Genomic DNA, 26,023 nt, shown 5'->3' with positions numbered 1-26,023 from the left:
AGTCAGATCCAGCCCTTCTGGCGGATGATCTTGGCGTAGGTCCGGCTGACCGGAACCTCCGACCCGTCCTTGAGGGTCAGGGTCGCCCTTCCGTCGCCGCGTTTGGCGTCGGCGATGGCGTCGCGGGCCACCCACCAGGAGCGGTGGACCTGGGTTCCCTCGATCCCCTCCAGCTCGGCGACCGCATCGGCCAGGCGCAGCAGGATCAGGTCCTGGCCCTTGGAGGTGTGTAGCCGGAGATAGTGGTCCTCCGATTCCACCGCCCAGACTTCCGCGCCGCGCAGCTTCAGCGGCAGGCGTTCCAGGAAGCGGGGCGGGGCGGCGGGGTGGACCGCGTCCGGCCGGTCGGCGCGCGCGACCATGGCGTTGATCGCCACCATGATCACCGAGATGACCGTGACGGTGACGCACAGCGACAGGGCCTGACGAGGTCCGATCTGCGAGCCCATGAACAGGTTGTTGGTGATCCAGACCACGCCGGTGAACGGAATCCCGATCAGCAGGCCGGCCGCCAGGATGCGCGCGACCATCCGCGACCCGTCCGGATGGGCGCCGAACACCAGCCGCGCGGCGACCGCGCCCCACAGCGTTCCGGCCGCCATCAGCGGAATCCAGTAGGCGAAGCGTGGGCCCAGCGCCATGTCGTCCATGCCGAAGGCGCCGGAAAAGGCCAGGAAACCGCCGGCGACCACCGACACGAGCAGACTGCGCAGGAAAGCCGCCCGGTCGCCGTACGGTCCCCATCCGAAAGTCTTCGGTTCTCGCACCTCCGCCATGGGCCTGTTGAGATCATGATTGCGGCCCGGTGAGAAGCGGCCCGCGTTTGGCGAAGCGCCAGCGGCGGATGCGTCCGTCCGCGCAGCTGACGCGGCGGCTCGTGCAGAGGCCGCTGCGCGGGCCCGATCGGCGCGGCAGGAAGGCGGCGTCGCCTCAATCCGGAGCCTTCCCATGTCCAACCCTGCCAGACCCGCCGCCAGCCCCCAGGCCCTGGCCGTCAGCCTCGCCCTCGCCGCCGGGGCCGGGCTGGCCGCCGCGGCCTCCGGCCTGCCCGCGCCCGACTTCGCGCCCATCGCGGCCGCCTCGCCGCAGATCAAGCTCCACCTCGGCGCCGCGATCGCCACCTTTCTGATCGGGGCCGTGCTGCTGCTGGGGCCCAAGGGAACCCTGCCGCACCGCGCCCTGGGCTGGACCTGGGCGGCGACCATGGCGACCACGGCGGTGAGCTCGCTGTTTATCCGGGAGCTCAATGCCGGGAGCTTTAGCTTCGTCCACGCCCTCTCCGGCTGGGTGATCGTCGCCCTGCCCGCGGCCCTCTATGCGGCGCGACGCCACAAGGTCCGCGCCCACCGCGGCGCGATGATCGGAATGTATGTCGGCGGCATGTTCCTGGCGGGCGGTCTGGCCTTCCTGCCGGGCCGGATTCTATGGGCCGTGTTTTTCGCCCGATGATGAAATGATACGGGTGGCGGTGGTCGCCAAATCTTTGCTGCAATGCGACTTTTTCTTCCCGTGGCGCGGTTGCCACTGGGGGGCTCGGCGCCTATAACCCCGGCCACTCGCCGCACCGGGCGGGCTGCAGATCACGCGTTTCGCGACCTCATGAACATCCACGAGCATCAAGCCAAGTCCGTCCTCTCCGAGTTCGGCGTGGCGGTCCCGCGCGGATACGCCGCCTTCTCAGCCGAAGAGGCCTACCGGGCCGCGAAAAACCTCGGAGGGTCGGTCTTCGTCGTGAAGTCGCAGATCCACGCCGGCGGACGCGGCAAGGGACGCTTCGAGGGCCTGGGCGCCGACGCCAAGGGCGGGGTCCGAGTGGTCAAGTCCGCCGATGACGTCCGGGTCAACGCCGAGGAGATGCTGGGCCGGGTGCTGGTGACCCATCAGACGGGTCCCAAGGGGAAGCAGGTGAACCGCCTCTACATCGAGGAAGGCGCGGACATCGCCAAGGAATTCTACCTGTCGCTGCTGGTCGACCGCGAAACGAGCCGGGTCTCGGTCGTGGCCTCCACCGAAGGCGGCATGAACATCGAGGACGTGGCGCACGACACGCCCGAGAAGATCGTGACCTTCTCGATCGATCCGGCCACCGGCGTCTTCCCGCACCATGCGCGGACCCTTTCCAAGGCGCTCGGCCTCTCCGGCGGCCTCGCCAAGGAAGCCGCCGTGCTGCTCGGTCAGCTGTATGCGGCGTTCCTGGCCAAGGACATGAGCATGCTGGAGATCAACCCGCTCATCGTCACCGGCGACAATCACCTGAAGGTCCTGGACGCCAAGGTCAGCTTCGACTCCAACGCCCTCTTCCGGCACCCCGACATCGTCGCCCTGCGCGACGAGACCGAGGAGGATCCCAAGGAGATCGAGGCCGCCAAGTTCGATCTCTCCTACATCGCGCTGGACGGCGAGATCGGCTGCATGGTCAACGGCGCGGGCCTGGCCATGGCCACCATGGACATCATCAAGCTCTATGGCGCCGAGCCGGCCAACTTCCTCGACGTGGGCGGCGGGGCCGACGAGCCCAAGGTCACGGCCGCCTTCAAGATCATCATGGCCGACCCCAACGTGAAGGGTATCCTGGTTAACATCTTCGGCGGCATCGCCCGCTGCGACATCCTCGCCAACGGCGTGGTCAACGCGGTCAAGCAGGTCGGCCTCAGCGTGCCCCTGGTGGTGCGCCTCGAGGGCACCAACGCCGAGCTGGGGAAGAAGATCATCAACGAAAGCGGCCTCGACGTGATCGCCGCCAACGATCTCAGCGACGGCGCGGAAAAGATCGTCAAAGCCGTCCGGGAGCGTGCGTAATGTCCATCCTGATCGGCAAGGACACCCGGGTCATCTGCCAGGGCATCACCGGCGCCCAGGGCACCTTCCACTCCGAGCAGGCGATCGCCTACGGCACGAAGATGGTCGGCGGCGTCACCCCGGGTAAGGGCGGGACCACCCACATCGGCCTGCCAGTGTTCGACACCGTGCGCGAGGCGGCTCAGCAGACCGGCGCCGACGCCAGCGTGATCTACGTGCCGCCGCCGTTCGCCGCCGACTCGATCCTGGAAGCCATCGACGCCGAGATCCCGCTTATCATCTGCATCACCGAGGGCATCCCGGTGTCCGATATGATCAAGGTCAAGCGCTCCCTGTCGGGCTCCAAGTCGCGCCTGATCGGCCCGAACTGCCCCGGGGTCCTTACGCCTGAAGCCTGCAAGATCGGCATCATGCCGGGCAACATCTTCCGCAAGGGTTCGGTCGGCGTGGTCTCTCGCTCCGGCACGCTCACCTATGAGGCGGTGTTCCAGACCACCCAGGTGGGTCTTGGACAGACAACCGCTGTCGGAATTGGCGGCGATCCGGTCAAAGGCACCGAATTCATCGACATCCTCGACATGTTCCTGAAGGACCCTGAGACCGAGTCGATCATCATGATCGGCGAGATCGGCGGTTCGGCCGAGGAAGACGCGGCGGAGTTCATCAAGAATTCAGCAACCAAGAAGCCTATGGTCGGCTTCATCGCGGGTCGCACCGCGCCGCCCGGTCGGCGCATGGGACACGCGGGGGCGATCATCTCCGGCGGCAAAGGCGGCGCCGAGGACAAGATCGCGGCGATGGAGGCGGCGGGCATCCGCGTGTCGCCTTCGCCGGCGAAACTGGGCGAGACCCTCCTCGAGGTGCTGAAAAGCGCCTGACGGCTAATTAAGTAAGGGCGGTCCGCGCTCGGCTCCTTCTTCCGAAGTCCGTGGCCGGCTCCCCGGGAAACGGACGAAATGGCGGACGACGCAGGTCTGATCAACGAGGTGCTCGCCGAGACCTCATTCCTCTACGGCGGCAACGCCGCCTTCGTGGAGGACCTCTACGCGCGGTGGGCGGCCGACCCGAATTCGGTCGACGGCTCCTGGCGCGCCTTCTTCGCCTCCCTGCATGACCGCGCCGACGAGGTGAAGGCCGCCGCCGGCGACCGATCCTGGACCAAGGCCGGCGCCCCCGCCGCCCGGCCGGACTGGCTCTCCGCGATCGACGGCATGTGGCCCGCCATCGAGGCCAAGGTCGGCGCGAAGATCGCCGAACGCGCGCCGCCCACCGCCTCCTCGGAATCGGTCCGCGCCGCCACCCTGGATTCCCTGCGCGCCATCATGATGATCCGCGCCTACCGGATGCGGGGCCACCTGCGGGCCAATCTCGATCCGCTGGGCATCGCCATTCCCGAGGGCGACGCCTCGGAGCTGGATCCGGCGACCTACGGCTTTGCTGAGCCCGACTATGACCGGCCGATCTTCCTGGACTTCGTGCTGGGCCTTGAGACCGGAACGGTTCGCGAAATCCTGCAGATCGTGAAGCGGACCTACTGCAGCGACGTCGGCGTGCAGTACATGCACATCTCCGACCCGGCCCAGAAGGCCTGGCTGCAGGAGCGCATCGAGGGCCGCGACAAGGAGATCGTATTCACCAAGGAGGGCAAGGTCGCCATCCTGAAGAAGCTGATCGAGGCCGAGGGCTTCGAGCGCTTCCTGCACAAGCGCTTCCCCGGCACCAAGCGGTTCGGCCTGGACGGCGGCGAGGCCATGGTCCCGGCGCTTGAGCAGATCATCAAGCGCGGCGGCGCGCTTGGCGTCCGCGACATCGTCATCGGCATGCCCCACCGGGGACGGTTGAACGTGCTGGCCGCCGTGATGGCCAAGCCCTACCACGTGATCTTCCACGAGTTCCAAGGCGGCTCGACCCTGCCCTCGGACGTCGAGGGCTCGGGCGACGTGAAATATCACATGGGCGCGTCCTCGGACCGCGCCTTCGACGGCAACAGCGTGCACCTGTCGCTGACCGCCAACCCGTCCCACCTGGAAATCGTCAACCCGGTGGTGCTGGGCAAGGCTCGCGCCAAGCAGGCTTTCGCCTTGCGCGAGAACGCCGACGCCGGCCGAGGCCACGTCCTGCCCCTGCTGCTGCATGGCGACGCGGCCTTCGCGGGTCAGGGCGTCATCGCCGAGTGCTTCACCCTGTCGGGCGTGCGGGGCTACCGCACCGGCGGCACGATCCACTTCATCGTCAACAACCAGATCGGCTTCACCACCGCGCCGAAATACTCCCGCTCCTCGCCCTATCCCTCGGACGTGGCGCTGATGGTCGAGGCGCCGATCTTCCACGTGAACGGCGACGATCCGGAGGCCTGCACCTTCGCCGCCAAGGTGGCCACCGAGTTCCGCCAGCAGTTCGGCAAGGACGTGGTCATCGACATGTTCTGCTATCGGCGGTTCGGTCACAACGAGGGTGACGACCCGACGATGACCTCGCCCTTGATGTACGCCAAGATCAAGGACCACCCGTCGACCCGGGAAATCTACAGCCGCAAACTGATCGGCCAGGGCGTGGTCACCGAGGACGAGCTCACCGGCTGGATCGCCGAGTTCGACGACTTCCTCGACAAGGAGTTCGACGCCGGCAAGACCTACAAGGCCAACAAGGCCGACTGGCTGGACGGCGCCTGGTCGGGCCTGGCCCTGCCCGACAGCGACGACCGCCGCGGCGACACCAGCGTCAAGATGCAGAAGCTGCTGGACCTGGGCCACAAACTGACCGCCATCCCCGAGCGGCTGGACGTACACAAGAACGTCCGCCGGGTGATCGAGAACCGCCGCGCGGCCATCGACGCGGGCGAGGGGATCGACTGGGCGACCGGCGAGCATCTGGCCGTCGCGACCCTGCTGGACGACGGCTTCCCAGTGCGCTTCACCGGCCAGGACACCGTGCGCGGCACCTTCACCCAGCGCCACGCCGACATCATCGACCAGACCACCGAGGAGCACTACACCCCGCTGCTGAACCTGCGTCCCGGCCAGGCCCATTTCGAGATCATCGACTCGCCGCTGTCGGAAGAGGCAGTGCTGGGCTTCGAGTACGGCTTCTCCCTGGCCGACCCGAAGACCCTCACCATGTGGGAGGCCCAGTTCGGCGACTTCGCCAACGGCGCCCAGGTGGTCATCGACCAGTTCATCTCGTCGGGCGAACGCAAGTGGCTGCGGATGAGCGGACTGGTGCTGCTGTTGCCGCACGGCTACGAGGGCCAGGGCCCGGAGCACTCCTCCGCCCGCCTCGAGCGCTTCCTGCAGCTCTGCGCGGAGGACAACCTGCAGGTCGTCAACTGCACGACCCCGGCCAACTACTTCCACGTCCTGCGCCGCCAGATGCGCCGCGAGTTCCGCAAGCCGCTGGTGGTCATGACGCCGAAGTCGCTGCTGCGGCACAAGAAGGCCACGTCCAAGCTCAGCGACATGGCCGAGGGTTCGTCCTTCCACCGCGTGCTGCATGACGACGCCGAGCGCGGTCAGAACACCGCCACCGTGCTGGTCGCGCCGGAGAAGATCCGCCGCGTCGTACTGTGCTCGGGCAAGGTCTATTACGACCTGCTGGAAGCCCGCGAGGAGAAGGGCGTCGACGACGTCTATCTGATGCGGCTGGAGCAGTTCTATCCGTGGCCGGTGAAGTCGCTGTCGACCGAACTGTCGCGCTTCCCAAACGCCGAACTGGTCTGGTGCCAGGAAGAGCCCAAGAACATGGGCGGCTGGACCTTCGTCGATCCTTGGCTGGAGCTCACGCTCGAGCGCCTGAAGGTCAAGGCCAAGCGGGCCCGCTATGTCGGCCGCCCGGCCACGGCCTCCACCGCCGCGGGCCAGATGAGCCGTCACCTTCGTGAGCTACAGTCCTTCCTCGCCGAAGCCCTCGCCTAGGCTCGCGGCGGCCCCAAAGAACAAAACGACTTAAGAGAGACAGGAACTTCCAATGGCCGACATCATGACCCCCGCCCTGGGCGAGTCCGTCACCGAGGCGACGGTGGCGCGCTGGACCAAGAAAGCCGGGGACGCGGTTCGGAAGGACGAGATCCTGGTCGAGCTGGAAACCGACAAGGTCAGCCTGGAAGTCGCCGCCCCCGCCGACGGGGTGCTGTCGGAGATCAACGCCGAGGAAGGCGCCACCGTCGAACCCGGCGCGATCCTGGGCCGTCTGACCGAGGGCGCGGCCGGCGCCAAGCCCGCCCCCGCGCCGAAGGCCGAGGCCGCTCCCGCCAAGGCGCCCGAACCCGCCCCGGCGCCGGCGCCGACCCCCAAGGCGGAGGCCCCAAGACCCGTCGCCGCCGCCGCGCCGCTGGCCCCCTCGGCCCAGCGCATCGTGGCCGAGAACAGCCTCGACGCCTCGGCCATCGCCGGTTCCGGCAAGGACGGCCGGGTGACCAAGGGTGACGCGCTCGCCGCCCTCGAAGCCCGGGCCGCGGCCCCCGCGCCCGCTCCGGCGCCCTCGGCCCCGCGCGAGATCCATGAGCGCGAAGAGCGCGTGAAGATGACCCGCCTGCGCCAGACCATCGCGCGCCGGCTCAAGGAGGCCCAGAACGCGGCGGCCATGCTGACCACGTTCAACGAGGTCGACATGAGCGCCATCATGGCGCTGCGCAACCAGTACAAGGACGGCTTCGAGAAGGCCCACGGCGTCAAGCTCGGCTTCATGAGCTTCTTCGTGAAGGCGGTGATCCACGGCCTGAAGCACGTGCCCGACGTCAATGCCGAGATCGACGGCACGGACATCATCTACAAAAACCACTACGACATCGGGGTGGCGGTCGGCACGGAGAAGGGCCTGGTGGTCCCGGTTCTGCGTGACGCAGACACGCTTTCTCTTTCGGGTGTCGAGAAGGGCATCGCCGCGCTGGGCAAGAAGGCCCGCGACGGCCAGCTGGCCCTGGAAGACCTGCAGGGCGGCACCTTCACCATCTCCAACGGCGGCGTCTACGGCTCGCTGATGTCGACCCCGATCCTCAACGCCCCGCAGTCGGGGATCCTCGGCATGCACAAGATCCAGGACCGGCCCATGGCCATGGGCGGCCAGGTGGTGATCCGCCCGATGATGTACCTGGCGCTAAGCTACGATCACCGTATCGTCGACGGCCAGGGCGCGGTGACCTTCCTGGTCCGCGTCAAGGAAGCCCTGGAAGACCCGCAGCGCCTGCTGCTCGACGTCTAGGACCGCGCACGCACCGAACTGCTTAGGCGGCGGGGGCTGAACCTCCGCCCAAGGACTGGAAGTCATGGCCCAATACGACGTCATCATCATCGGGGGCGGCCCCGGCGGATACAATGCGGGGATCCGCGCCGGTCAACTCGGTCTCAAGGCCGCGGTGGTGGAGAAGCGCGGGACGTTGGGCGGCACCTGCCTCAACGTCGGTTGCATGCCGTCGAAGGCCATGCTGCACGCGTCCGAGCTCTATGACATGGCCAACGGGGAGTTCGCCACCCTGGGCATCGACGTGAAGCCCAAGCTCAACCTCGTCCAGATGATGAAGCAGAAGGCCGAGTCGGTGACCGCTCTGACCAAGGGCATCGAGTTCCTCTTCAAGAAGAACAAGGTCGACTGGGTGAAGGGCGCCGGCAAGATCGTCGGTCAGGGCAAGGTGGAGGTCACCGCCGAGGACGGCACGGTCACCTTGCTCGAGGCCGCCAACATCGTCATCGCCACCGGCTCGGAGCCTTCACCCCTGCCGGGCGTGGAGATCGACCAGACGCGCATCGTCGATTCCACCGGCGCCTTGTCGCTGCCCGAAGTGCCCAAGAGCCTGATCGTCATCGGCGCCGGCATCATCGGCCTGGAGCTGGGCTCCGTCTGGCGCCGGCTCGGCGCCGAGGTCACCGTGGTGGAGTTCCTGGACCGCATCACCCCGGGCATGGACGCCGAGACCGCAAAGACCTTCCAGCGTTCGCTCACCAAGCAGGGGATCACCTTCAAGCTGTCGTCCAAGGTGACCGCCGCCAAGGCCGGGAAGTCGAACGTCTCCCTGACCGTCGAGCCGGTGGCCGGCGGCGCGGCCGAGACGCTCACCGCCGACTATGTCCTGCTGGCCATCGGCCGGCGTCCCTATACCGCGGGCCTTGGCCTGGAGAGCGTCGGCGTCGTTCCCGATAAGCGCGGCTTCATTCCCACCGATCACTTCAAGACCTCGGCCCCGGGTGTCTGGGCGATCGGCGACGCGATCCTGGGTCCCATGCTGGCCCACAAGGCCGAGGAAGACGCCGTGGCCTGTATCGAGATGATCGCCGGCAAGTGGGCCCACGTGGACTACAACCTGGTCCCGAGCGTGGTCTACACCGCCCCGGAAGTGGCCTGGGTCGGCAAGACCGAGGAGCAGCTGAAGGAAGCCGGCGTGGCCTACAAGGTCGGCAAGTTCCCCTTCAGCGCCAACAGCCGCGCCAAGATCAACCACGAGACCGAGGGCTTCGCCAAGGTGCTGGCCGACGCCAAGACCGATGAGATCCTGGGCGTCCATATCGTCGGCCCCCAGGCCGGCGAGATGATCGGCGAATATTGCGTGGCTATGGCCTTCAAGGCGGCCAGCGAGGACGTGGCCCGCACCTGCCATCCCCACCCGACCCGCTCCGAGGCCGGCCGCCAGGCGGCCATGGGCGTCGAGGGCTGGACGATGCAGGCCTGACGGCGAGTTAACTTCCTCGCGAACACCGCTGGCGGTAGGCTCACCCCGCTACTGGAGTGATCGCCATGCTTGTGTCCATGCTGCTCGCCGCCGGCCTCGTGGCCGCCCCGCCGCCGAAGGTCATCGTGGCCGGCCGCCGGATCGCCCCGCTCGGCTGTCCCGCCGAAGGCGCGATGATGACCCGCAACGCCGAGCCCGCCCTGCTGCTGCGACCGCAGGACCGCCGCGGCGACCGCGGCGCCCGGGCGCTGGAGAGCATGCCGCCCGCGAACCTGGAACTGGCTGTCGCCCGCTCGGTCGGCGGTTGCGCCGTCTCCACGGTGGTCCGCGAGAATGTCGAGGGCGACGGCCGCTTCGCCAAATAGCTCAGGCGTGCGGGTGGGCCTTGGCGTAGGCGCCCAGCAAGGCCGCGGCGTCGACCTCGGTATAGCGCTGCGTGGTCGACAGCGAGGCGTGGCCCAACAGTTCCTGGATCGAGCGCAGGTCGGCGCCGGCCCCCAGCAGGTGGGTTGCGAAGGAGTGGCGCAGGGCGTGGGGCGTGGCGCTGTCCGGCAGGCCCAGCCGACCGCGCAGGAGCTGCACCGTGGCCTGGACATGGCGCGGGCTGAGCGCCCCGCCGCGCTTGGCGCGGAACAGGGGCTGGTCTGAAGAGAGGGCGAAGGGGAGATCGGCCAGATAGGCGTCGATGGCCTCGCGCACGGCGGGCAGCACCGGGACGATGCGGGTCTTGGACCCCTTGCCGAGGATCCGTAGCGAGGCGCCCAGCGGCGCATCGGAGCGCTTCAGCGACAGGGCCTCGGAGATCCGCAGGCCGCAGCCATAGAGCAGGGTCAGCACTGCCTCGTCGCGGCTGGCCTCCCAGTCCTCGCGGTCGGGGTCGAGGCCGGGCTCCGCCAGCATGCCGCGGGCCTGGTCCTCGCTGACCGGGCGAGGCGCGCTGGGGACCACGCGGGGGCCGCGCACCAGGGCGACGGCGGGGTTGGGGGTGTCCAGCCGGATGTCGAGATAGCGGTGGAAGGTTCGGATCGCCGACAGGGCCTGGGAGAGCGAGCGCGGCGACAGCGGCCTGTCGCCCTGGCGCAGGTGCGCCAGCCAGGCGCGGACCTCGCCGGCGGTGAGCGTCCCCATGGCGGCCAGGGAGAGGGCCTCTCCGCGATACTGTTCCAGGAAGCCGATGTAGCGGCCGGCGGCGAAGCCATAGGCCTCGACGGTGCGGGGCGAGGCGCGGCGCTCCTTGGCCAGGTGCTCCAGCCAGAGCCGCAGCGCGTCGCGGGCGGCTAGATGACCGGCCAACGCTCCGCGGTCCTTTCGACCACACGGGCGAGGAAGGCCACCAGTTCGGCGCCCATGTCCTCGGTGAAGCCGTTCTCGTCGGCGGAGCCGAAGGCCAGCAGCCCCTCGCGGGACGGCTCCCAGATCGCCATGCGGACCATGGCCATGGAGCGGACGCCCTCGGCCCGGTCGCCGAACAGGCCGAGCGCCGTGGGTTGGAAGCCCATCAGGGCCACCCGCTGGTGGCCGATGATCATGTCGATCTGACCCTCGACCAGCATCCGCCAGCCGGCGGGGGTGCGCTCGGGGCCGGAGAGGGCGACCACCCCGGCGGCCAGGCCGAAGCGGAGTTGCGCCAGTTCGTCGACCCGGCGGGCCAGGTCGGCGTGGTTGCGGGCCTCCAGCAGGTCGACCACGGCGCCGTGGGTCTGGGCCTGGGCGGCGAAGTTGGCGCGGGCAGTGGCTTCCAGGCGCTTGCGGGCGCCCGCCTCGCGCTTGTGGGCCTCGTGCACCCGGGCCAGGGCCGCGGGCCCAAAGTCGAGCACATTGGCCGCGTCGGGGCGCAGGCCGAGCTCGGCCAGCAGGGCCGGGTCGTCGCGCAGGAACTGTGGATTGTCGGCCAGGAAGGCCCGAACCTCGTCGGATCCCAAACCGTGATCCTTCGCCTGCGCGCCGTCCATGCTCAGTCCCCGTGTTTTACAGGATGGACTGACCCGTCTTGGCCCAGTCGCTCATGAACATCTCAAGCCCCTTCTCGGTTAACGGGTGCTTGAAGAGGTCCAAGAAAACATTGGGCGGAATGGTCGCACAGTCGGCCCCGGCCAGCGCCGCAGCCGTTACGTGGCCGGGATTTCGGATCGAGGCGGCCAGGATTTCGGTGTCGAATTCATAGTTGTCGTAGATGGCGCGGATCTCGCTGATCAGGTCCATCCCCTCCATGCCGTAGTCGTCGAGGCGGCCGATGAACGGCGAGATGTAGGTGGCGCCGGCCTTGGCGGCCAGCAGGGCCTGGGCCGCGGAGAAGCACAGGGTGACATTGGTGGCGATGCCCTGGACCGCGAACTCGGCCGTGGCGATCAGGCCGTCGCGGGTCAACGGCACCTTGACGACGACGTTGGGGGCGACACCGGCGAGCTTGGCGCCCTCGGCCAGCATGCCGGCCACGTCGGTCGCCGCGACCTCGGCGCTCACGGGGCCCTCGACGAGGTCGCAAATCTCGGCGATGACCTCCAGCATGGGACGGCCGGACTTGGCGATCAGGGTCGGATTGGTGGTCACCCCGTCGACCAGGCCGGTGGCGGCGAGATCCTTGAGGACGGCCGTGTCGGTGGTGTCGAGAAAGAGCTGCATGGGTGACCTTCTGGCGCGGGGTTCGGCGGGCTGTTTAGCGGTTGCGGGCGCCGCGGACCAGCCTATGTGGACGGGACCATGAGCCGCATCGCCTCCGTCCTCCTGCCCATGCCCCTGCCGGAGGCGTTCGACTATGCCGAACCCGAGGGCATGGAGTTGCAAGTCGGTGACCAGGTGGCCGCGCCCCTGGGGCCCCGACTGCTGCGGGGCGTCGTCACGGCCTTGCGCGAGGCCGCCGGCGGCAACCGGCCGCTGAAGCTGATCGAGGCCAAGCTGGACGATCCCCCCCTGCCGCCGGGAACCCTGGAGTTCATCCAGTGGGCGGCGCGCTATTCGGTGGATTCGCCGGGATCGCCGCTGGCTATCGCCACCCGCGGCGCCCGCGCGCCCAAGGCCAGGCCGGAAAAGGTGATGGAGCTCACGGGCGCCGCCCCCGCCCGGATGACCCCCGCCCGCGCCAGGGTGCTGGAGGCCGCCATCAAGCCCCTGTCGCCGGCCGACCTGGCCCGGGCGGCCCGGGTTTCGTCGAGCGTGGTCAAGGGGCTGGTGGACGACGGCGCCCTGGTCATGAGGCTGATCGTCCCCGAGGTTCGCTACCCCGAACCTGATCTCGCCCTGGCCGGCCATCCGCTGAACGCCAGCCAGGCCGCCGCCGCCGAGGCCCTGAAGGCCATGGTTCGGGAAGGCGGCTTCAACGTCGCCCTGCTGGACGGGGTGACCGGCTCCGGCAAGACCGAGGTCTATCTGGAAGCCGCGGCCGAGGCCCTCGCCCGCGACCCCGCCGCCCAGGTCCTGGTGCTGCTTCCAGAGATCGCGCTGACTCAGGCGGTGATCGCCCGCTTCGAGAGCCGGTTCGGCGCCCGGCCCGGCGAATGGCACTCCGACGTCGCTCCGCCCATGCGCCGCAGGGTCTGGGAGGCGGTGGCCACCGGAGGCTGCCGCATCGTGGTCGGCGCCCGCTCGGCGTTGTTCCTGCCGTTCACCAGGCTTGCCCTGATCGTCGTCGATGAGGAGCACGACAGCTCCTACAAGCAGGACGAGGGTTTCATCTACCAGGCCCGCGACCTGGCGGTGGCGCGGGGCAAGATCGAGGACGCGGCCGTCGTGCTGGCCTCCGCGACCCCGTCCCTGGAGAGCCTGCGCAACGCCGAGACCGGCCGCTATCGCTGGCTGAAGCTCTCCTCGCGCCATGGGGTGGCGCGGTTGCCGGACATCTCGCTGATTGACCTGCGGGAGACCCCGCCGGAGACCGGCCGCTGGCTTTCGCCCCCACTTGTCCAGGCCATGGTCGAGACCTTCGCCGCCGGCGAGCAGACCCTGCTGTTCCTGAACCGCCGGGGCTATGCGCCCCTGGTGCTGTGCAAGGCCTGCGGCGAACGCATGACGTCGCCCGACACCGACTCGTGGCTGGTGGAGCACCGCTACACCGGCCGCCTGGTCTGCCACCTGACCGGCTTCTCCATGCCCAAGCCGGACAAGTGTCCCCACTGCGGGGCCCGCGACAGCCTGACCTCCATCGGCCCGGGCGTGGAGCGGGTGGAGGAGGAGGCGCGGGGGCTGTTCCCGCAGGCGCGGATCTCGGTCTTCTCGTCCGACACGGTCTGGGACGCCAAGGAGGCGCGGCGGCTGGTGGCCTCGATGGCCGACGGCGAGATCGACATCCTGGTGGCCACCCAGGCCGCCGCCAAGGGCCACAACTTCCCCAAGCTCACCCTGGTGGGGGTGGTCGACGCCGACCTCGGCCTGCGCGGCGGCGACCTGCGGGCCGCCGAGCGGACCTATCAACTGCTGGCCCAGGCCACGGGGCGCGCGGGGCGCAAGGACCGGCCGGGCCGCGCCCTGCTGCAGACCTACGCCCCGGAGCACGCGGTGATGCAGGCGCTCAAGGCCCAGGACCGCGACGCCTTCGTCGAGGCCGAGATGGCCGAGCGCGAGATCATGAAGCTGCCGCCGTTCGGCCGGCTGGGGGCGATCGTGGTCTCGGGCCCCGACCCTCAGGCCCTGGAGGCCTTCGTGCGGACCATGGCCGAGGCGGCGCCCAACGCCGAGGGGGTGGAGGTCTACGGTCCCGCCGACGCGCCCCTGGGCCTGGTGCGCGGGCGCCGCCGCAAGCGCTTCCTGGTTCGGGCCGACCGCACGGTGGACCTCTCCGCCTACCTGGCCACCTGGCGGGCCCGGGTGCGGCCGCCCGGTGCGATCCGGGTGTCGATCGACGTGGACCCGTACAGCTTCCTGTAGGCCTACTCCGCCGCCTCTGGCTTGGGCTCGACCTTGGCGCCCGGACGCAGCGGGCTCTCGCGCAGGGGCGCGGCGGGCACCATCAGCATCAGCACGAAACCCGCCACCAGCACGACCAGGGTGAAGATCATCCCGTGGACGATGGCCGTGGAGAAGCTCTCGCGCACCGTCCGGTCCTGGGCGCGGAGCACAGGATCGGCGGCGCGGGCCGCGGCCTCTTCCGGATGCAGGGTGCGGTCGAGGGCCATCCGCTGCAGGTCGCCCATGTCCAGCACCCGCACTTGGGCGGCCGGATCGGCGGCGGCGTGGCGCTCCAGCTCCCCGGCCAGGCCCGCAGTCAGCAGGGCGCCGAATAGCGCCACGCCGATCGTCGAGCCGATCTGGCGGGTGAACTGGCTGGACGACGTCGCCACTCCAAGCTGATGGAACGGTACGGCGTTCTGCACCGCCAGGCTAAACAGGCTCTGGCCCGGTCCAAGGCCGATGCCGAAGATCAGCAGCCGCCAGGCCAGGTCCAGCATCGAGGTGTCCGGACCGATGAAGCAGAGCAGAGCCGCGCCCAGCACCAGCATGGCGCCGCCGCCGATCATGAACGGCTTGAAGTGGCCGGTGCGGGTGACCAGTTGGCCGCAGATGGTCGAGGAGAGGACGAAGCCGCCCATCAGGGCCAGCATGGTCAGGCCGCTGGTCGTGGCCGGGATGCCCTGGCCCACCTGCATGTAGAGGGGCAGGAAGCTCGACACCCCCATGAAGGCCATGGAGTAGACGAAGGCGGCGCCATTGGCGGTGACGAAGGTGCGGTTGGCGAACAGCTCCAGCGGCAGGATCGGGTCGCGGACCTTGGTCTCGATCCACAGGAAGGCGACCACGCCGACAAACGACCAGGCCATCATGCCGACGATCAGCGGCGAGCCCCAGGGATGTTCGCGCCCGCCCCAGGTGATGGCCAGCAGCAGGGGGACGAAGGCGGCCACGATCAGGGCTGCGCCGAACCAGTCGATCCCGCCGCCGCCGCGCTGGGGCAGGGTGGGCATCTTCCAGACGATCATGGCGACAGCGGCCAGGGCGAAGGGGATGTTGAAAAAGAACACCCAGCGCCAGCCGGCGATCAGGTGGCCGAACAGGATCACCGTCCCGTGGTCGGTGAGGAAGCCGCCCACCAGGGGGCCGAACAGGCTTGAGATGCCGAAGATCGAGCCGAACAGGCCCGAGAACTTGGCCCGCTCACGCGGCGCGAACAGGTCGGCGAGGATCGCGAAGGCGGTGGTGAACAAGGCGCCGCCGCCCAGGCCCTGGATCCCGCGGAAGGCGATGAGCTGGGTCATGCCGCCGCCCAGCAGCGGCAGGTCGCCGAACTCGCCCGCCAGCCCGGCCAGCCAGGAGCCGGCCAGGAACAGGCCGATGCCGGTGAGCAGCACGACCTTGCGGCCGTAGAGGTCGCCCAGCTTCCCCCAGATCGGCACCATGACCGTGGAAGCCAACAGATAGGCTGTGGTGGCCCAGGCGTAGAGGTGCAGCCCCGACAGGTCGCCGACGATGCGCGGCATGGCGGTGGCGATGACCGTCTGGCTCATGGCGGCAAGCAGGAAGACGATCATCACGGAGATGAGCGTAAGCCGGCGCTCGTCGTCGCTATGGACGTGAGGCTCGTTCAATCGGCGTTTCCGTAGCGGTCAATATGGACCGCCCCTGATCTATCGTTTTTGTCGTCGTTCAATCTTCGGACGGGACGGACGGAAGAATGATCGTCCGCCCCGCGATGAAGCCTAGTGCAGCCTAGCAGCTGTGTCGCCACCCTGTGTTTCGGACAGGTTACGTTTCCGGTTTGCGGCGCGGCGGGAGGCCATGTTGAGCCCTTCCACCAGGGCCGAGAAGGCCATGGCCGCGTAGATGTAGCCCTTGGGCACATGCACGCCGAAGCCGTCGGCGATCAGCACAGCGCCGATCATCAGCAGGAAGCCCAGGGCGAGCATCACCACGGTCGGGTTGTTGTTGATGAAATTGGCCAGGGGATCGGCCGCGACCAGCATGATGGCGACCGTGATGACAACGGCGATGATCATCACCGGCAGGTGGTCGGTCATCCCCACAGCGGTGAGGATCGAGTCGATCGAGAACACCAGGTCCAACAGGATGATCTGGAAGATGGCGGCCCCGAAGTTCAGGCTGACCGCCGCCTTGGTGTCGAACACGTCATCGTTGGGCGTGGGGTCCATGGTGTGGTGGATCTCGGTGGTGGCCTTCCAGACCAGGAACAGGCCGCCGGCGATCAGGATCAGGTCGCGCCAGGAGAAGGCCAGCTCCCAGGCGGGCACTCCGTGAGTGTCGACCGGTCCCTGCCAGGGCAGTTCGAAGACCGGCGCGGTCAGGCCCACGATGAAGGCGAGGGTGGAAAGCAGGGCCAGGCGCATGACCAGGGCCAGGGCGATGCCGATGCGCCGCGCGCGGGTGCGTTGTTCGGGGGGCAGCTTGTTGGAGAGGATCGAGATGAAGACCAGATTGTCGATCCCGAGGACCACCTCCATGACGATCAGCGTGATCAGCGCCGCCCATACCGTGGGATCGGCGGCAAGGGTCATCAGGCTATCCATCGGGGTCCTCTCGAGGGTGGTGAATGTCCCTATCTAGTGCATCGGGCCGCCGCCGCCAGAGGCGGGCTGGCGACGCAGGCACTCCATCAGGCCGCCGGCGCCAGCCTTGCCTTCATGAGCCCGGACCATCCCTCGACGCCGCCCGGCCCGGAAACCTTCTCCGGGAAGGGCATGTGCTTCGAGCTACAGGTGGAAGACGCCGCCTCGGCGCACGAAACCTGCCGGGCCAAGGGCCTGGTCGCCGACTATCCCCTGACCCGGGAGACTTTCGGCCAGTTCCGGTTCGGCTTCTTCGATCCCTCGGGTCTCTGGGTCGATGTCGTCGAGCAGGTCGAGCCGGCCCCGGGCTTCTGGGACCGCTACATGGGCGCGTAACCGGATGGTGAGGCTTTGGCCGCATCCTGGGGTCGGTCGCGTACGATGTTTGCACGCTGACCTTCGAGCGCGCCGTCCAGGCGCCGAATCGGGACGCGAGCATGAACGACGCGCAGAACATCCGGCCGCTGACCTCGCTGAGGTTCTTCGCGGCCATGTGGGTGGTGATCTATCACTACTGGCCCAAGCTGGACGTGGCCGGCGCCGTTCCGATGGTCGTGGAGAAGGGCTATCTGGGGGTGGAGCTGTTCTTCATCCTCTCCGGCTTCATCCTCTGTCACGTCTACCGGACCAGCGTGGAGGAGGGGCGGTTCCGCTACGGATCCTTCCTGTGGAACCGGTTGGCCCGGGTCTATCCGCTGCATCTGGCGACCTTGCTGGGCATGATCGCGCTGGGCTTGGGCGCGGGCCTGGCCGGCTTCGCCATCGACGCAAACATCCTTTCCTGGGAATCCCTGCCGGCGAACCTGCTGATGCTGCAGGCCTGGGGCCTGGCCCCGCAGGCGGCCTTCAACCATCCGTCATGGTCGATCTCGGCCGAATGGTTCGCCTATCTGTCCTTCCCGGCCTTCGCCTGGGCCGCCCTGGCGCTCAAGGATCGTCCCTATCTGGCGGTCGGACTGGCGGTGGGCTTCCTGGTCGGCCTCTACGCCGCGTTCCAGGCCCTGGCGGGTTTCCCGCTGACCCAGGCCACCATCGCCTGGGGCGCGCTGCGGATCGTCCCCTGCTTCGCCCTGGGCTGCGCCCTGCATTCGCTCTGGCGCGCCAAGCCGGCGCAGAATCGGCTGGCGGCGATCGTCGCATCTGCCGCTTCCGCGGGCGCTGTGCTCACAATGTCGGCGTTCGCCGCCCCAGATGCCTTAATTGTGACCGGCCTGGGGGCGGTGATCTTCTTCATGGCCCGCACCGCCCAGACGGGTGGCGAGGTCTTGGGACAACGGCCGCTCGTCTATCTGGGTGAGGTCAGCTACTCCGTCTACATGGTTTGCGTGCCGTGGAAGATAGTGTTCGTGAATGCAGCCTCCAAGGTTTTGCAGATCAACGACGAGCGCCTACCCCTTTGGCTGTGGTTAGTTTTCTTGGGATCCGTGGTTCCACTGGCCGCGGCGTCCTATCATCTGATAGAAAAGCCGGCTCGTGCCCGGATGAAGCTGATGGCCGACTCGTGGGAGTCGCGGCGACCTTCGGCCGCACAGGCGTAAAGGGTCTTTTCATCCCGATGGAGGATAGGTAACCCTACGGCCGAAACTCGTGGGGAGTTCCTCTAACATGCTGAAACGACCGAGAGCCCTTCTGGGTTCCCTGGCCGCCATAGCGGTTATGACCTTGGCGCCGGTGTCCGGCGCGGTCGCCGACACCTACTGGCAATGCGTGCCCTTCGCCCGGCTGATGTCTGGCGTGCAGATCTATGGCGACGCCTGGACCTGGTGGAAGCAGGCGGTCGGCAAGTACGACACGGGCGTTTCGCCGAAGGCCGGTGCGGTCCTCTGCTTCAAGCCGAACGGCAAGATGCGGCTGGGCCACGTGGCCGTGGTGAGCCAGGTGCTCACCGACCGGGTCATCCAGATTAGCCACGCCAACTGGTCGCGCATCGGCGGGACCCGCGGGCAGATCGAGAAGGACGTCACCGTCATCGACGTCTCGCCCACCGGCGACTGGTCGCAGGTCAAGGTCTGGTACGATCCCGTCCGCGACCTTGGCTCGTCCACCTATCCCACCCACGGCTTCATCTATCAGGACGCCGTGGCGGTCCGCACCGCCAGCTCCGGCTTCAACTCGGCCCAGAGCGCCGCCATCGCGGTGGCCCAGGGCGCGGCCAACCAGGTGGTCTCGATGGTCCGTCCGGGCGCGGGACCCCTGCAGATGCTGGGTCAGGCCGCGGACTCCACTGACCGGATCGCCGCCCTTATCCAGGCCGCCACCCAGCCGTCCTCGGAAGACTAGCTCCTGGCGCGAGCCGGTTGACGGCTCGCGCGCAGCGCCGCACATGGGGTCGAGCCCGTGGCGGAGAATCCCATGCTGAACCTGCTTCGCCGAGCCGCGCACGGCCTGTTGACGGAGCCCACCGGCGCGGACTGGCGGCCGCCCGAGGACGCCATCTGGATCGATCTCGTCTCGCCCACGCGTGATGAAGAGCTGGCCGTCGAGGCGGCGTTCAAGATCGACCTTCCGACGCGTGAGGAGATGGCCCATCTGGAGCCGTCCTCGCGGCTCTACCAGGAGGCCGGGGCGACCTTCCTCACCGCGACCCTGCTGGCGCACAGTCAGGACCAGCATCCCGTCCCGACGCCGGTGACCTTCGTCCTGGCCCGGGGGGTGCTGATCACCATCCGCTACGAAGAGCTCCGGGCGTTTCGCATCTTCGGCGAGCGCTGCAAGCACGTTCATATCGTGGAGGGCGCCGAGGTCCTGCTCGAGCTCCTGGACGCCGTCGTCGAACGGGCCGCCGAGGTGCTGGAGCGGGAATCCAGCCTGGTGCAGGAGACCTCGGTGGCGATCTTCAATCGGCCGCCCTCCACCGCCTTCGCTCCCATGCTCAGCGACCTGGCGCGCGCCCAGTCGGTGACCTCGATGATCCGCAAGAGCCAGCTTTCCCTAAGCCGGCTGGCCAACTTCGCCGCCCTGGCCGCCGAGCTGCAGGAGGGCGAGGGCCGCCGCGGCCACCTGGTCTCGATACAGCACGACATCCAGGCGCTTACCGAGCATTCCGGCTTCCTGTCGAACCACATCTCGTTCCTGCTCGACGCGGCCCTGGGCCTGATCAACATCGAGCAGAACAGCATCATCAAGTTCTTCTCGGTGGTCGCCGTGGTGTTCCTGCCGCCCACCCTGGTGGCCTCGATCTACGGCATGAACTTCGACCACATGCCGGAACTGCATTGGCTGCTCGGCTATCCGTTCGCCATGTTGCTGATGGCGTTGACCGCCGTCGCGCCCTTCTGGTGGTTCAAGAAGAAGGGCTGGCTGTAGCCGGCCAGCTCTTATGGCCAAGCTTCCACGGTAAGGTTGACGGAAAATGCGACCGGTGGTCGCAACCGTTCCTTAAGCGCGAAAGACCATCCTGCGGTTATTCCAGCTTACCGTGGTCAGAATGTCAGCCGTCGCCAGTATATTCCGCAGTATCGACCCAGATCGGTTGCGACAGGCGCTCGACCTGCACCGGCGTTATCTTTCCGGCCGCACGGGCGGCCGGAGGGCGAATCTCAGTTACTTGGACCTTAGCCATCTCAAGCTTGAGAAGATCGACCTGCGCGACGCCGACCTGACCGGCGCGCGGCTGAACGGCGCCCTGATGATCGGGGCCAATCTGGCCGGTGCGGTGCTGTTCGGCGCCGACCTGCGCGACATCGACCTGCGCAAGGCCAACCTGGCCAAGGCCGACCTACGCGGCGCATCCCTGCGCGGCGCCAACCTGGCCGACGCCAACCTGGCCGGCTGCGACCTGCGCGAGGGCCGCATCGCCCTGCAGGACCGCGTCCAGGGCTTCCGCTATCTCGACCATGCCGGCGGGCCTGGGGAGCTCTCCTTCGCCGTCCTGTCCGGCGCCAATCTCACCGGCGCGCAGATGACCAACGCCAACGCGCTCGCCACCGACTTCACCGAGGCCAATCTGGCAGGCGCGTCCCTGGGCGGTGCGCGGCTGATAAAGGCCCGCCTGGACGGCGCCGACCTCACCGGCGCCGACATCGCCGGGGCCGACCTCTCGGGCGCGTCGCTGCGGCGCGCCGTGCTGGTGCGGGTGGACCTCTCGTTCGCCACGGTGGAGGGCGCGGACCTCTCGGAGGCGCTGCACACCCCGCCGGCCGTGGTCTATGTGGACGACCGGCCGCTGGTGGGCCTGGTCAACGCCCACGAGGCCTATTGTGTCAGCGGCGGCGGCGCGGGCGAGGCGGTCCGCCTCGACGGGGTGGACTTCCGCCCGATGCGCAACCTCAGGCGCCGCAAGCTCAGCGGCCTGCACGCACCCGGCTCGGTGTTCTTGGGCCTCGACATGGAGGGGATCGAGCTGCAGGGGGCGGACCTCTCCCGCTGCGACCTGCGCGGCGCGAACCTGCGGGGGGCCGACCTCCGTGGAGCCAGGCTGATCGACGCCCAACTCGGCCGGGCCAATCTGCGCGGGGCCCAGCTTGGACCCCTGGAGATCGGCCCGGGCCGTTATGTGCGCACGGACCTGTCGCGGGCGATCCTGCGCCACGCCGACCTGCGCACGGCCCACGCCCGCCGCGCCCGGTTCCTGGGCGCCGACCTGCATGAGGCGCGGATGGATCTGTGCGACCTGGCGGGGGCGGAGCTGGAGGTCTAGGCGCCGGCCGCGACTCGGCCGACACGGTGCCGATGGTCACCTGCCACATCCGCTACGTCGTCGACCCTGACAAACTCGCCGAGTTCGAAGCCTATGCGCGGATGTGGATCCCACTGGTGACCAAGTTCGGCGGAACCCACCACGGATATTTCCTGCCGTCGGAGGGCGCCAGCGACATTGCGGTCGCCCTGTTCAGCTTCCCCAGCCTGGCCGCCTACGAGACCTATCGAGCCGCCGCGGCGACCGACCCGGAATGCCAGGCCGCCATCGCGTTCAACGACCTGCACCGCACCTTCCTGCGTTACGATCGCAGCTTCATGCGCCCTGTGCTGTCTTAGCCTCACATCTCGTGGCGCAGGGGCTGAAGGTCCTGGAACACCGGATCGCGCTTCTCGGCCTTGGCCTTGAAAGCCTCGCCCATATGGGCGCCGGAGAACATGCCGGTCTGCCATACGGCGATGTAATCCAGCCCGTCCTTGATGGTGTGGTCGCGGGCGTAGTTGATCATCACCTTGGACCCGGCGACCGCCAGCGGCGCCTTGGAGGCGATCTCGCGGGCAGTGACCAGGGCATGGTCGACGCACTGCTCATGGGTGTCGAACACTTCGTTGACCCAGCCGATCTCCTTGGCCTTCTGGGCGGGCATCCTGCGGCCCGTATAGGCCATCTCGCGCACCCAGCCTTCGGGGATCAGCTTGCACAGCCGCGGGAAGGTGCCGACGTCGGCGGTCATGCCGATATTGATTTCCTGGATGCAGAAGAAGGCGTCGGCGGTGGCGTAACGGATGTCGCAGGCGCTGGTCATGTCCACCGCCCCTCCGATGCAGCCGCCCTGGATGGCCACGATCACCGGGATTCGCGCGTCGTCCAGACAGCCGAAGCAGTCCTGCAGCCAATGGATATGGTGGCGCTGCTGCTCGGCGTTGATGTGGCGATCCTGCACCTGGTTCTGCGATGTGGATCCGCCGCCGCCGAACACCGCCAGGTCCATGCCGGCGCTGAAATGCCTGCCGGTCGACGAGATGACGATCACCCGGGCGCGGGCGTTGTGATCGATGTCCTTCACGATGGCCGGGAGCTCGTTCCAGAAGGCGCGGACCATGGTGTTCATGGCCTCGGGGCGCTTCAACTGGATGTGGGCGACATGGTCCTCGATGGTGACGGCGAAGCAGGTCCAGTCGGTGGTGGTCACATCGATGGCGGTGGTCATGGCGCGTCTCCCTATGGCGTTGCGGCATCATCGCGCCGTGACGATGGGGAAGGGAAGCGCGTCTAAGCCCTGTGGATCGGATCGATCCAGGCCACGCCCTCGGGCCTCTCGACGGGTTCGATGTCCAGATTGACCACCACGGCCTCATTGTCGCTGCGCACCAGCACGCACTCCAGCGTCTCATTGGTGGAGGCGTTGATCTCCTGGTGCGGCACGAAGGGCGGCACATAGATGAAGTCGCCGGGGCCGGCCTCGGCGGTGAATTCCAGCTTCTCGCCCCAGCGCATCCGCGCCCGGCCCTTCAGCACATAGATCACGCTCTCCAGCGGCCCGTGATGATGGGCGCCGGTCTTGGCGTCGGCATGGATATGGACGGTCCCGGCCCACAGCTTCTGGGCTCCGACCCGGGCGAAGTTGATCGCCGCCGCCCGGTGCATGCCCGGCGTCTGGGGGGTGTTGTCGTCGAGCTGGTCGCCGGGAATCACGCGGACCCCGCTGTGCTTCCAGCCGTCTTCGGGGATCTCGTCGGACATGGCCGCTCTCCTGAGACGGTCAGACTATCCCCTTGGCCCGCAGTTCCGCCACCCTGGCGGGGGTCAGGCCCAGGCCCCCCAGCACCTCGTCGGTGTGCTGGCCTAGCGTCGGACCGGGCCAGCGCACCGCGCCGGGGGTCTCCGAGAGCTTCGGGAAGGCGTTCTGCATCTTCACCTTGCCGAACACCGGATGGTCGGTCTCCACGATGGAGTCACGGGCCAGGTACTGCTCGTTCTCCAGCATGTCCGGGGCGCGGAAGATGCGGCCCGACGGGATGCCCTTCTCCTCCAGCAGGGCCAGCAGGGCGTCCAGCTCGAAGCCCTTGGTCCAGCCGGAGATGATCTGGTCGAGCTCGTGCTGGTTCGCCCCGCGCGCGGCGTGGTCGACGAACTTCGGGTCCTTGGCCAGGTCCGGGCGACCCATGGTCTCGCAGAGCCGGGCGAACACCGTGTCGCCGTTGCCGCCGATCAGGATCATGCCCTCGCCGGCGCAGGGATAGACGTTGGACGGCGCGATGCCGGGGAGGATCGAGCCCGAGCGCTCACGGACATAGCCGGTCAGGTCGTACTCGGTGACCAGGTTCTCCATCACCGCCAGCACGCTCTCGTACAGGGCCGCGTCGATCACCTGGCCGCGGCCGGTGTTGGTGCGCGCGTGCAGGGCCATGGTGATTCCCATGACCGCGTGCATGGCCGTCAGGCTGTCGCCGATGGAGATGCCGGCCCGGGCCGGAGGCCGGTCGGGCTCGCCGGTGACGTGGCGCAGGCCGCCCATGGCCTCGCCGATCAATCCATATCCCGCCCGGCTGGAATAGGGCCCGGTCTGGCCGAAGCCAGACACCCTGGCCATGATCAGGCGCGGGTTGCGGGCGCTAAGCGTGGCGTAGTCCATGCCCCACTTCTCCAAGGTGCCCGGCCGGAAGTTCTCGATCAGCACGTCGGCCTGGGCGATCAGGTCCTGGGCGATGGCGCGGCCTTCCGGCGTGCGCAGGTCCAACCCCACCGACTTCTTGTTGCGTCCGATCACCGGCCACCAGGGCGAGAGGCCCTTGGGCAGGCTGCGGCCCCACTGGCGCATGGGGTCGCCGGTCTTCGGATCCTCAATCTTGATCACATCGGCGCCGAAATCACCCAGGATCTGGCCGCAGAACGGGCCGGCGATCAGGGTGCCCATCTCTACGACCTTCAGGTCCTTGAGGGGGCCGTTGTTGGGGGCGTCGGTCATGGCGTCCTCGATGCTGCTTGTCGCCCGTTGGACCCGCCTGACGCTTCGTCTGTCAATGCCGGCCTTCACAGTCGGGCGCGTCGGGCGTAAGGGCGCAGGCATGACCGACTACGTCCTGGCCCCGCCGCCCACGCCCACCGTTCCTGTTGAGGGGGAGGCGGCCGCCTTCCCGGTCCGTCGGATCCTTTGTGTGGGGCGGAACTACGCCGCCCACCGCCGTGAGATGGGCGGCGACGACCGCGATCCTCCGTTCTTCTTCGCCAAGCCGGCCGACGCCGTGGCGCCACCGGGCCAGGCCGTGCCCTATCCGCCGCGCACGGCGAATCTGCATCACGAGATCGAGCTGGTGGTGGCCCTGAAGTTCGGCGGGCGGGACATCTCGGTCGAGACGGCCCTCACCCTGATCTACGGCTACGCGGTCGGCGTCGATCTCACCCGCCGCGACCTGCAGAACGCCGCCAAGGACAAGGGCCAGCCCTGGGACGCCTCCAAGGGCTTCGACGCCTCGGCTCCGATCTCGGCTATCCGGCCCTGGACGGGCGCGGCGCCGCAGGGCCGCATCACCCTCTCGGTCAACGGCGAGGTCCGCCAGGACGCCACGGTCGCCGACATGATCTGGAACGTGGCCGAGATCATATCCGAAGCCTCCAAGCTCTGGACCCTGGCTCCCGGCGACCTGATCTTCACCGGCACCCCCGAGGGCGTCGGGCCCGTGGCGGTGGGAGACCTCGTGACCGGCGAGGTCGAGGGCGTCGGCCAACTCCAGTTCACGGTGACAGCATGAGTCTGACCCTTCACTCCTATTGGCGGGCCACCGCCCCCTACCGCGTGCGCATCGGCCTGCAGCTCAAGGGCCTCGACTACGGCTATGTCGCGGTGAACCTGCTGGAGGGGAACCAGCACCAGGCGGCCTATCGCGCGGTCAATCCGCAACGGCTGACCCCGGCGCTGGACATCGGGGACGGTGAGATCCTCACCCAGAGCCTGGCGATCCTTGAGTGGCTGGACGAGACCCATCCCGAGCCCGCCCTGCTGCCCAAGACCGCCCTGGACCGCGCCCGTGTCCGAGCCATGGCCGACATCGTGGCCTGCGACATCCATCCGCTGAACAACATGCGGGTGAACCGGGCGCTGGAGGCCATGGAGGTCAGCGCGCCCCGCCGCGCAAAGTGGGTGGAACGCTGGATCGTCGACGGCTTCCAGACCCTGGAGCCGATGGTCGCCAAGTACGGCCAGGGGTTCGCCTTCGGCGACACGCCCACGCTCGCCGATTGTTGCCTGATCCCGCAGGTCTATTCGGCCCAGCGTTACAAGGTCGATCTGGAGGCGTTCCCGGCGATCCGCGCAGTGGCCGAGCACGCCGCCCAGCACCACGCCTTCATCGCCGCCCACCCCGACAATCAGCCGGACGCCAAGCCGGTCTAGCTGCTGATTCCTAGGTCCTCCCCTTCTGGGGGAGGTGGCGCGTC

Annotated in this window: 25 protein-coding genes; 16 read left to right on the top strand and 9 right to left on the bottom strand. The window is 68.3% G+C overall.

Annotated elements, in window-relative coordinates; all coding sequences use genetic code 11:
- Window positions 1–2: 2 nt before the first annotated feature.
- Window positions 3–776, bottom strand: coding sequence for a LytTR family DNA-binding domain-containing protein (locus M9M90_RS19960; protein WP_254834978.1), 774 nt, complete (start codon window positions 774–776; stop codon window positions 3–5).
- Between the two features lie 172 nt (window positions 777–948).
- Between M9M90_RS19960 and M9M90_RS19955 the strand changes: the two genes are divergently transcribed.
- The 7 genes from M9M90_RS19955 (at window position 949) to M9M90_RS19925 (ending at window position 9,822) form a co-directional block, all read left to right on the top strand.
- Window positions 949–1,449 carry a DUF2306 domain-containing protein gene (locus M9M90_RS19955; RefSeq protein WP_254834977.1) on the top strand — a complete coding sequence of 167 codons (501 nt, stop codon included), beginning with the start codon at window positions 949–951 and terminating at the stop codon, window positions 1,447–1,449.
- A 150-nt stretch (window positions 1,450–1,599) separates the two neighbouring features.
- A complete protein-coding gene (gene sucC / locus M9M90_RS19950) occupies window positions 1,600–2,799 on the top strand; it encodes an ADP-forming succinate--CoA ligase subunit beta (protein WP_254834976.1) in 1,200 nt (399 codons plus the stop codon).
- Window positions 2,799–3,677 carry a succinate--CoA ligase subunit alpha gene (gene sucD / locus M9M90_RS19945; RefSeq protein ID WP_254834975.1) on the top strand — a complete coding sequence of 293 codons (879 nt, stop codon included), beginning with the start codon at window positions 2,799–2,801 and terminating at the stop codon, window positions 3,675–3,677. The genes sucC and sucD overlap by 1 nt, the downstream gene beginning before the upstream one ends.
- A 78-nt stretch (window positions 3,678–3,755) precedes the next feature.
- The gene (locus M9M90_RS19940) at window positions 3,756–6,710 is read left to right on the top strand and encodes a 2-oxoglutarate dehydrogenase E1 component (RefSeq protein ID WP_254834974.1); all 2,955 of its coding nucleotides are present in this window, start codon (window positions 3,756–3,758) and stop codon (window positions 6,708–6,710) included.
- 52 nt (window positions 6,711–6,762) lie between these two features.
- The gene (gene odhB, locus M9M90_RS19935) at window positions 6,763–7,995 is read left to right on the top strand and encodes a 2-oxoglutarate dehydrogenase complex dihydrolipoyllysine-residue succinyltransferase (RefSeq protein WP_254834973.1); all 1,233 of its coding nucleotides are present in this window, start codon (window positions 6,763–6,765) and stop codon (window positions 7,993–7,995) included.
- 64 nt (window positions 7,996–8,059) lie between these two features.
- Window positions 8,060–9,457, top strand: a complete 1,398-nt coding sequence (gene lpdA / locus M9M90_RS19930) for a dihydrolipoyl dehydrogenase (protein ID WP_254834972.1) — start codon at window positions 8,060–8,062, stop codon at window positions 9,455–9,457.
- Window positions 9,458–9,522: 65 nt separating this feature from the next.
- The gene (locus tag M9M90_RS19925) at window positions 9,523–9,822 is read left to right on the top strand and encodes a hypothetical protein (protein WP_254834971.1); all 300 of its coding nucleotides are present in this window, start codon (window positions 9,523–9,525) and stop codon (window positions 9,820–9,822) included.
- A gap of 1 nt (window position 9,823) precedes the next feature.
- Here the strand turns inward: M9M90_RS19925 and M9M90_RS19920 are convergent, their stop codons facing one another.
- Genes M9M90_RS19920 through fsa form a run of 3 tightly spaced genes read right to left on the bottom strand, consistent with a single transcriptional unit; the run spans window position 9,824 to window position 12,079 of the window.
- Window positions 9,824–10,750: a tyrosine recombinase XerC gene (locus tag M9M90_RS19920; RefSeq protein ID WP_254834970.1), complete on the bottom strand. Its 927-nt coding sequence runs from the start codon at window positions 10,748–10,750 to the stop codon at window positions 9,824–9,826.
- A complete protein-coding gene (locus M9M90_RS19915) occupies window positions 10,735–11,409 on the bottom strand; it encodes a DUF484 family protein (protein ID WP_254834969.1) in 675 nt (224 codons plus the stop codon). The genes M9M90_RS19920 and M9M90_RS19915 overlap by 16 nt, the downstream gene beginning before the upstream one ends.
- Window positions 11,410–11,425: 16 nt before the next feature.
- Complete coding sequence (gene fsa, locus M9M90_RS19910; RefSeq protein ID WP_254834968.1) at window positions 11,426–12,079, bottom strand: fructose-6-phosphate aldolase; 654 nt, start codon at window positions 12,077–12,079, stop codon at window positions 11,426–11,428.
- Between the two features lie 78 nt (window positions 12,080–12,157).
- Here fsa and M9M90_RS19905 point away from each other — a divergent pair, with 78 nt between their 5' ends.
- Window positions 12,158–14,317 (top strand): primosomal protein N', encoded by a 2,160-nt coding sequence (locus tag M9M90_RS19905; protein WP_254834967.1) that lies wholly within the window; start codon window positions 12,158–12,160, stop codon window positions 14,315–14,317.
- 2 nt (window positions 14,318–14,319) lie between these two features.
- On the opposite strand, the gene M9M90_RS19900 is transcribed toward M9M90_RS19905, so the two are convergent.
- A complete protein-coding gene (locus M9M90_RS19900) occupies window positions 14,320–15,972 on the bottom strand; it encodes an MDR family MFS transporter (RefSeq protein ID WP_254834966.1) in 1,653 nt (550 codons plus the stop codon).
- Window positions 15,973–16,083: 111 nt separating this feature from the next.
- Complete coding sequence (locus M9M90_RS19895; RefSeq protein WP_254834965.1) at window positions 16,084–16,908, bottom strand: TerC family protein; 825 nt, start codon at window positions 16,906–16,908, stop codon at window positions 16,084–16,086.
- 36 nt (window positions 16,909–16,944) lie between these two features.
- On the opposite strand from M9M90_RS19895, the gene M9M90_RS19890 reads away from it, so the two are divergent.
- The 6 genes from M9M90_RS19890 (at window position 16,945) to M9M90_RS19865 (ending at window position 21,924) form a co-directional block, all read left to right on the top strand.
- On the top strand, window positions 16,945–17,283 hold the full coding sequence (locus M9M90_RS19890; protein ID WP_371876880.1) for a VOC family protein: 339 nt from the start codon (window positions 16,945–16,947) through the stop codon (window positions 17,281–17,283).
- A gap of 101 nt (window positions 17,284–17,384) precedes the next feature.
- Window positions 17,385–18,485: an acyltransferase gene (locus tag M9M90_RS19885; RefSeq protein WP_254834963.1), complete on the top strand. Its 1,101-nt coding sequence runs from the start codon at window positions 17,385–17,387 to the stop codon at window positions 18,483–18,485.
- Window positions 18,486–18,552: 67 nt separating this feature from the next.
- Entirely contained in the window at window positions 18,553–19,227 is a 675-nt protein-coding gene (locus tag M9M90_RS19880; protein WP_254834962.1) for a CHAP domain-containing protein, read from the top strand.
- A gap of 72 nt (window positions 19,228–19,299) precedes the next feature.
- Window positions 19,300–20,253, top strand: a complete 954-nt coding sequence (locus M9M90_RS19875; RefSeq protein ID WP_254834961.1) for a magnesium transporter CorA family protein — start codon at window positions 19,300–19,302, stop codon at window positions 20,251–20,253.
- Between the two features lie 121 nt (window positions 20,254–20,374).
- The gene (locus M9M90_RS19870; RefSeq protein ID WP_254834960.1) at window positions 20,375–21,586 is read left to right on the top strand and encodes a pentapeptide repeat-containing protein; all 1,212 of its coding nucleotides are present in this window, start codon (window positions 20,375–20,377) and stop codon (window positions 21,584–21,586) included.
- A 32-nt stretch (window positions 21,587–21,618) separates the two neighbouring features.
- On the top strand, window positions 21,619–21,924 hold the full coding sequence (locus M9M90_RS19865; protein ID WP_254837172.1) for an NIPSNAP family protein: 306 nt from the start codon (window positions 21,619–21,621) through the stop codon (window positions 21,922–21,924).
- A gap of 2 nt (window positions 21,925–21,926) precedes the next feature.
- Here the strand turns inward: M9M90_RS19865 and M9M90_RS19860 are convergent, their stop codons facing one another.
- From M9M90_RS19860 to M9M90_RS19850, 3 genes are all read right to left on the bottom strand, one after another.
- The gene (locus M9M90_RS19860) at window positions 21,927–22,796 is read right to left on the bottom strand and encodes a crotonase/enoyl-CoA hydratase family protein (RefSeq protein ID WP_254834959.1); all 870 of its coding nucleotides are present in this window, start codon (window positions 22,794–22,796) and stop codon (window positions 21,927–21,929) included.
- Between the two features lie 62 nt (window positions 22,797–22,858).
- A complete protein-coding gene (locus tag M9M90_RS19855) occupies window positions 22,859–23,329 on the bottom strand; it encodes a cupin domain-containing protein (RefSeq protein ID WP_254834958.1) in 471 nt (156 codons plus the stop codon).
- A gap of 19 nt (window positions 23,330–23,348) precedes the next feature.
- Window positions 23,349–24,554 carry a CaiB/BaiF CoA-transferase family protein gene (locus M9M90_RS19850; protein ID WP_254834957.1) on the bottom strand — a complete coding sequence of 402 codons (1,206 nt, stop codon included), beginning with the start codon at window positions 24,552–24,554 and terminating at the stop codon, window positions 23,349–23,351.
- Window positions 24,555–24,654: 100 nt separating this feature from the next.
- On the opposite strand from M9M90_RS19850, the gene M9M90_RS19845 reads away from it, so the two are divergent.
- Both M9M90_RS19845 and maiA read left to right on the top strand, forming a co-directional pair.
- The gene (locus M9M90_RS19845; protein ID WP_254834956.1) at window positions 24,655–25,338 is read left to right on the top strand and encodes a fumarylacetoacetate hydrolase family protein; all 684 of its coding nucleotides are present in this window, start codon (window positions 24,655–24,657) and stop codon (window positions 25,336–25,338) included.
- Window positions 25,335–25,979, top strand: a complete 645-nt coding sequence (maiA, locus tag M9M90_RS19840) for a maleylacetoacetate isomerase (RefSeq protein ID WP_254834955.1) — start codon at window positions 25,335–25,337, stop codon at window positions 25,977–25,979. The genes M9M90_RS19845 and maiA overlap by 4 nt, the downstream gene beginning before the upstream one ends.
- Window positions 25,980–26,023: the final 44 nt, after the last annotated feature.

The sequence above is a fragment of the Phenylobacterium sp. LH3H17 genome (assembly GCF_024298925.1).
GTDB lineage: Bacteria > Pseudomonadota > Alphaproteobacteria > Caulobacterales > Caulobacteraceae > Phenylobacterium.
The sequence above is the reverse complement of the archived record's forward strand: the minus strand, read 5'-3'. Positions and strand labels throughout refer to the sequence as shown.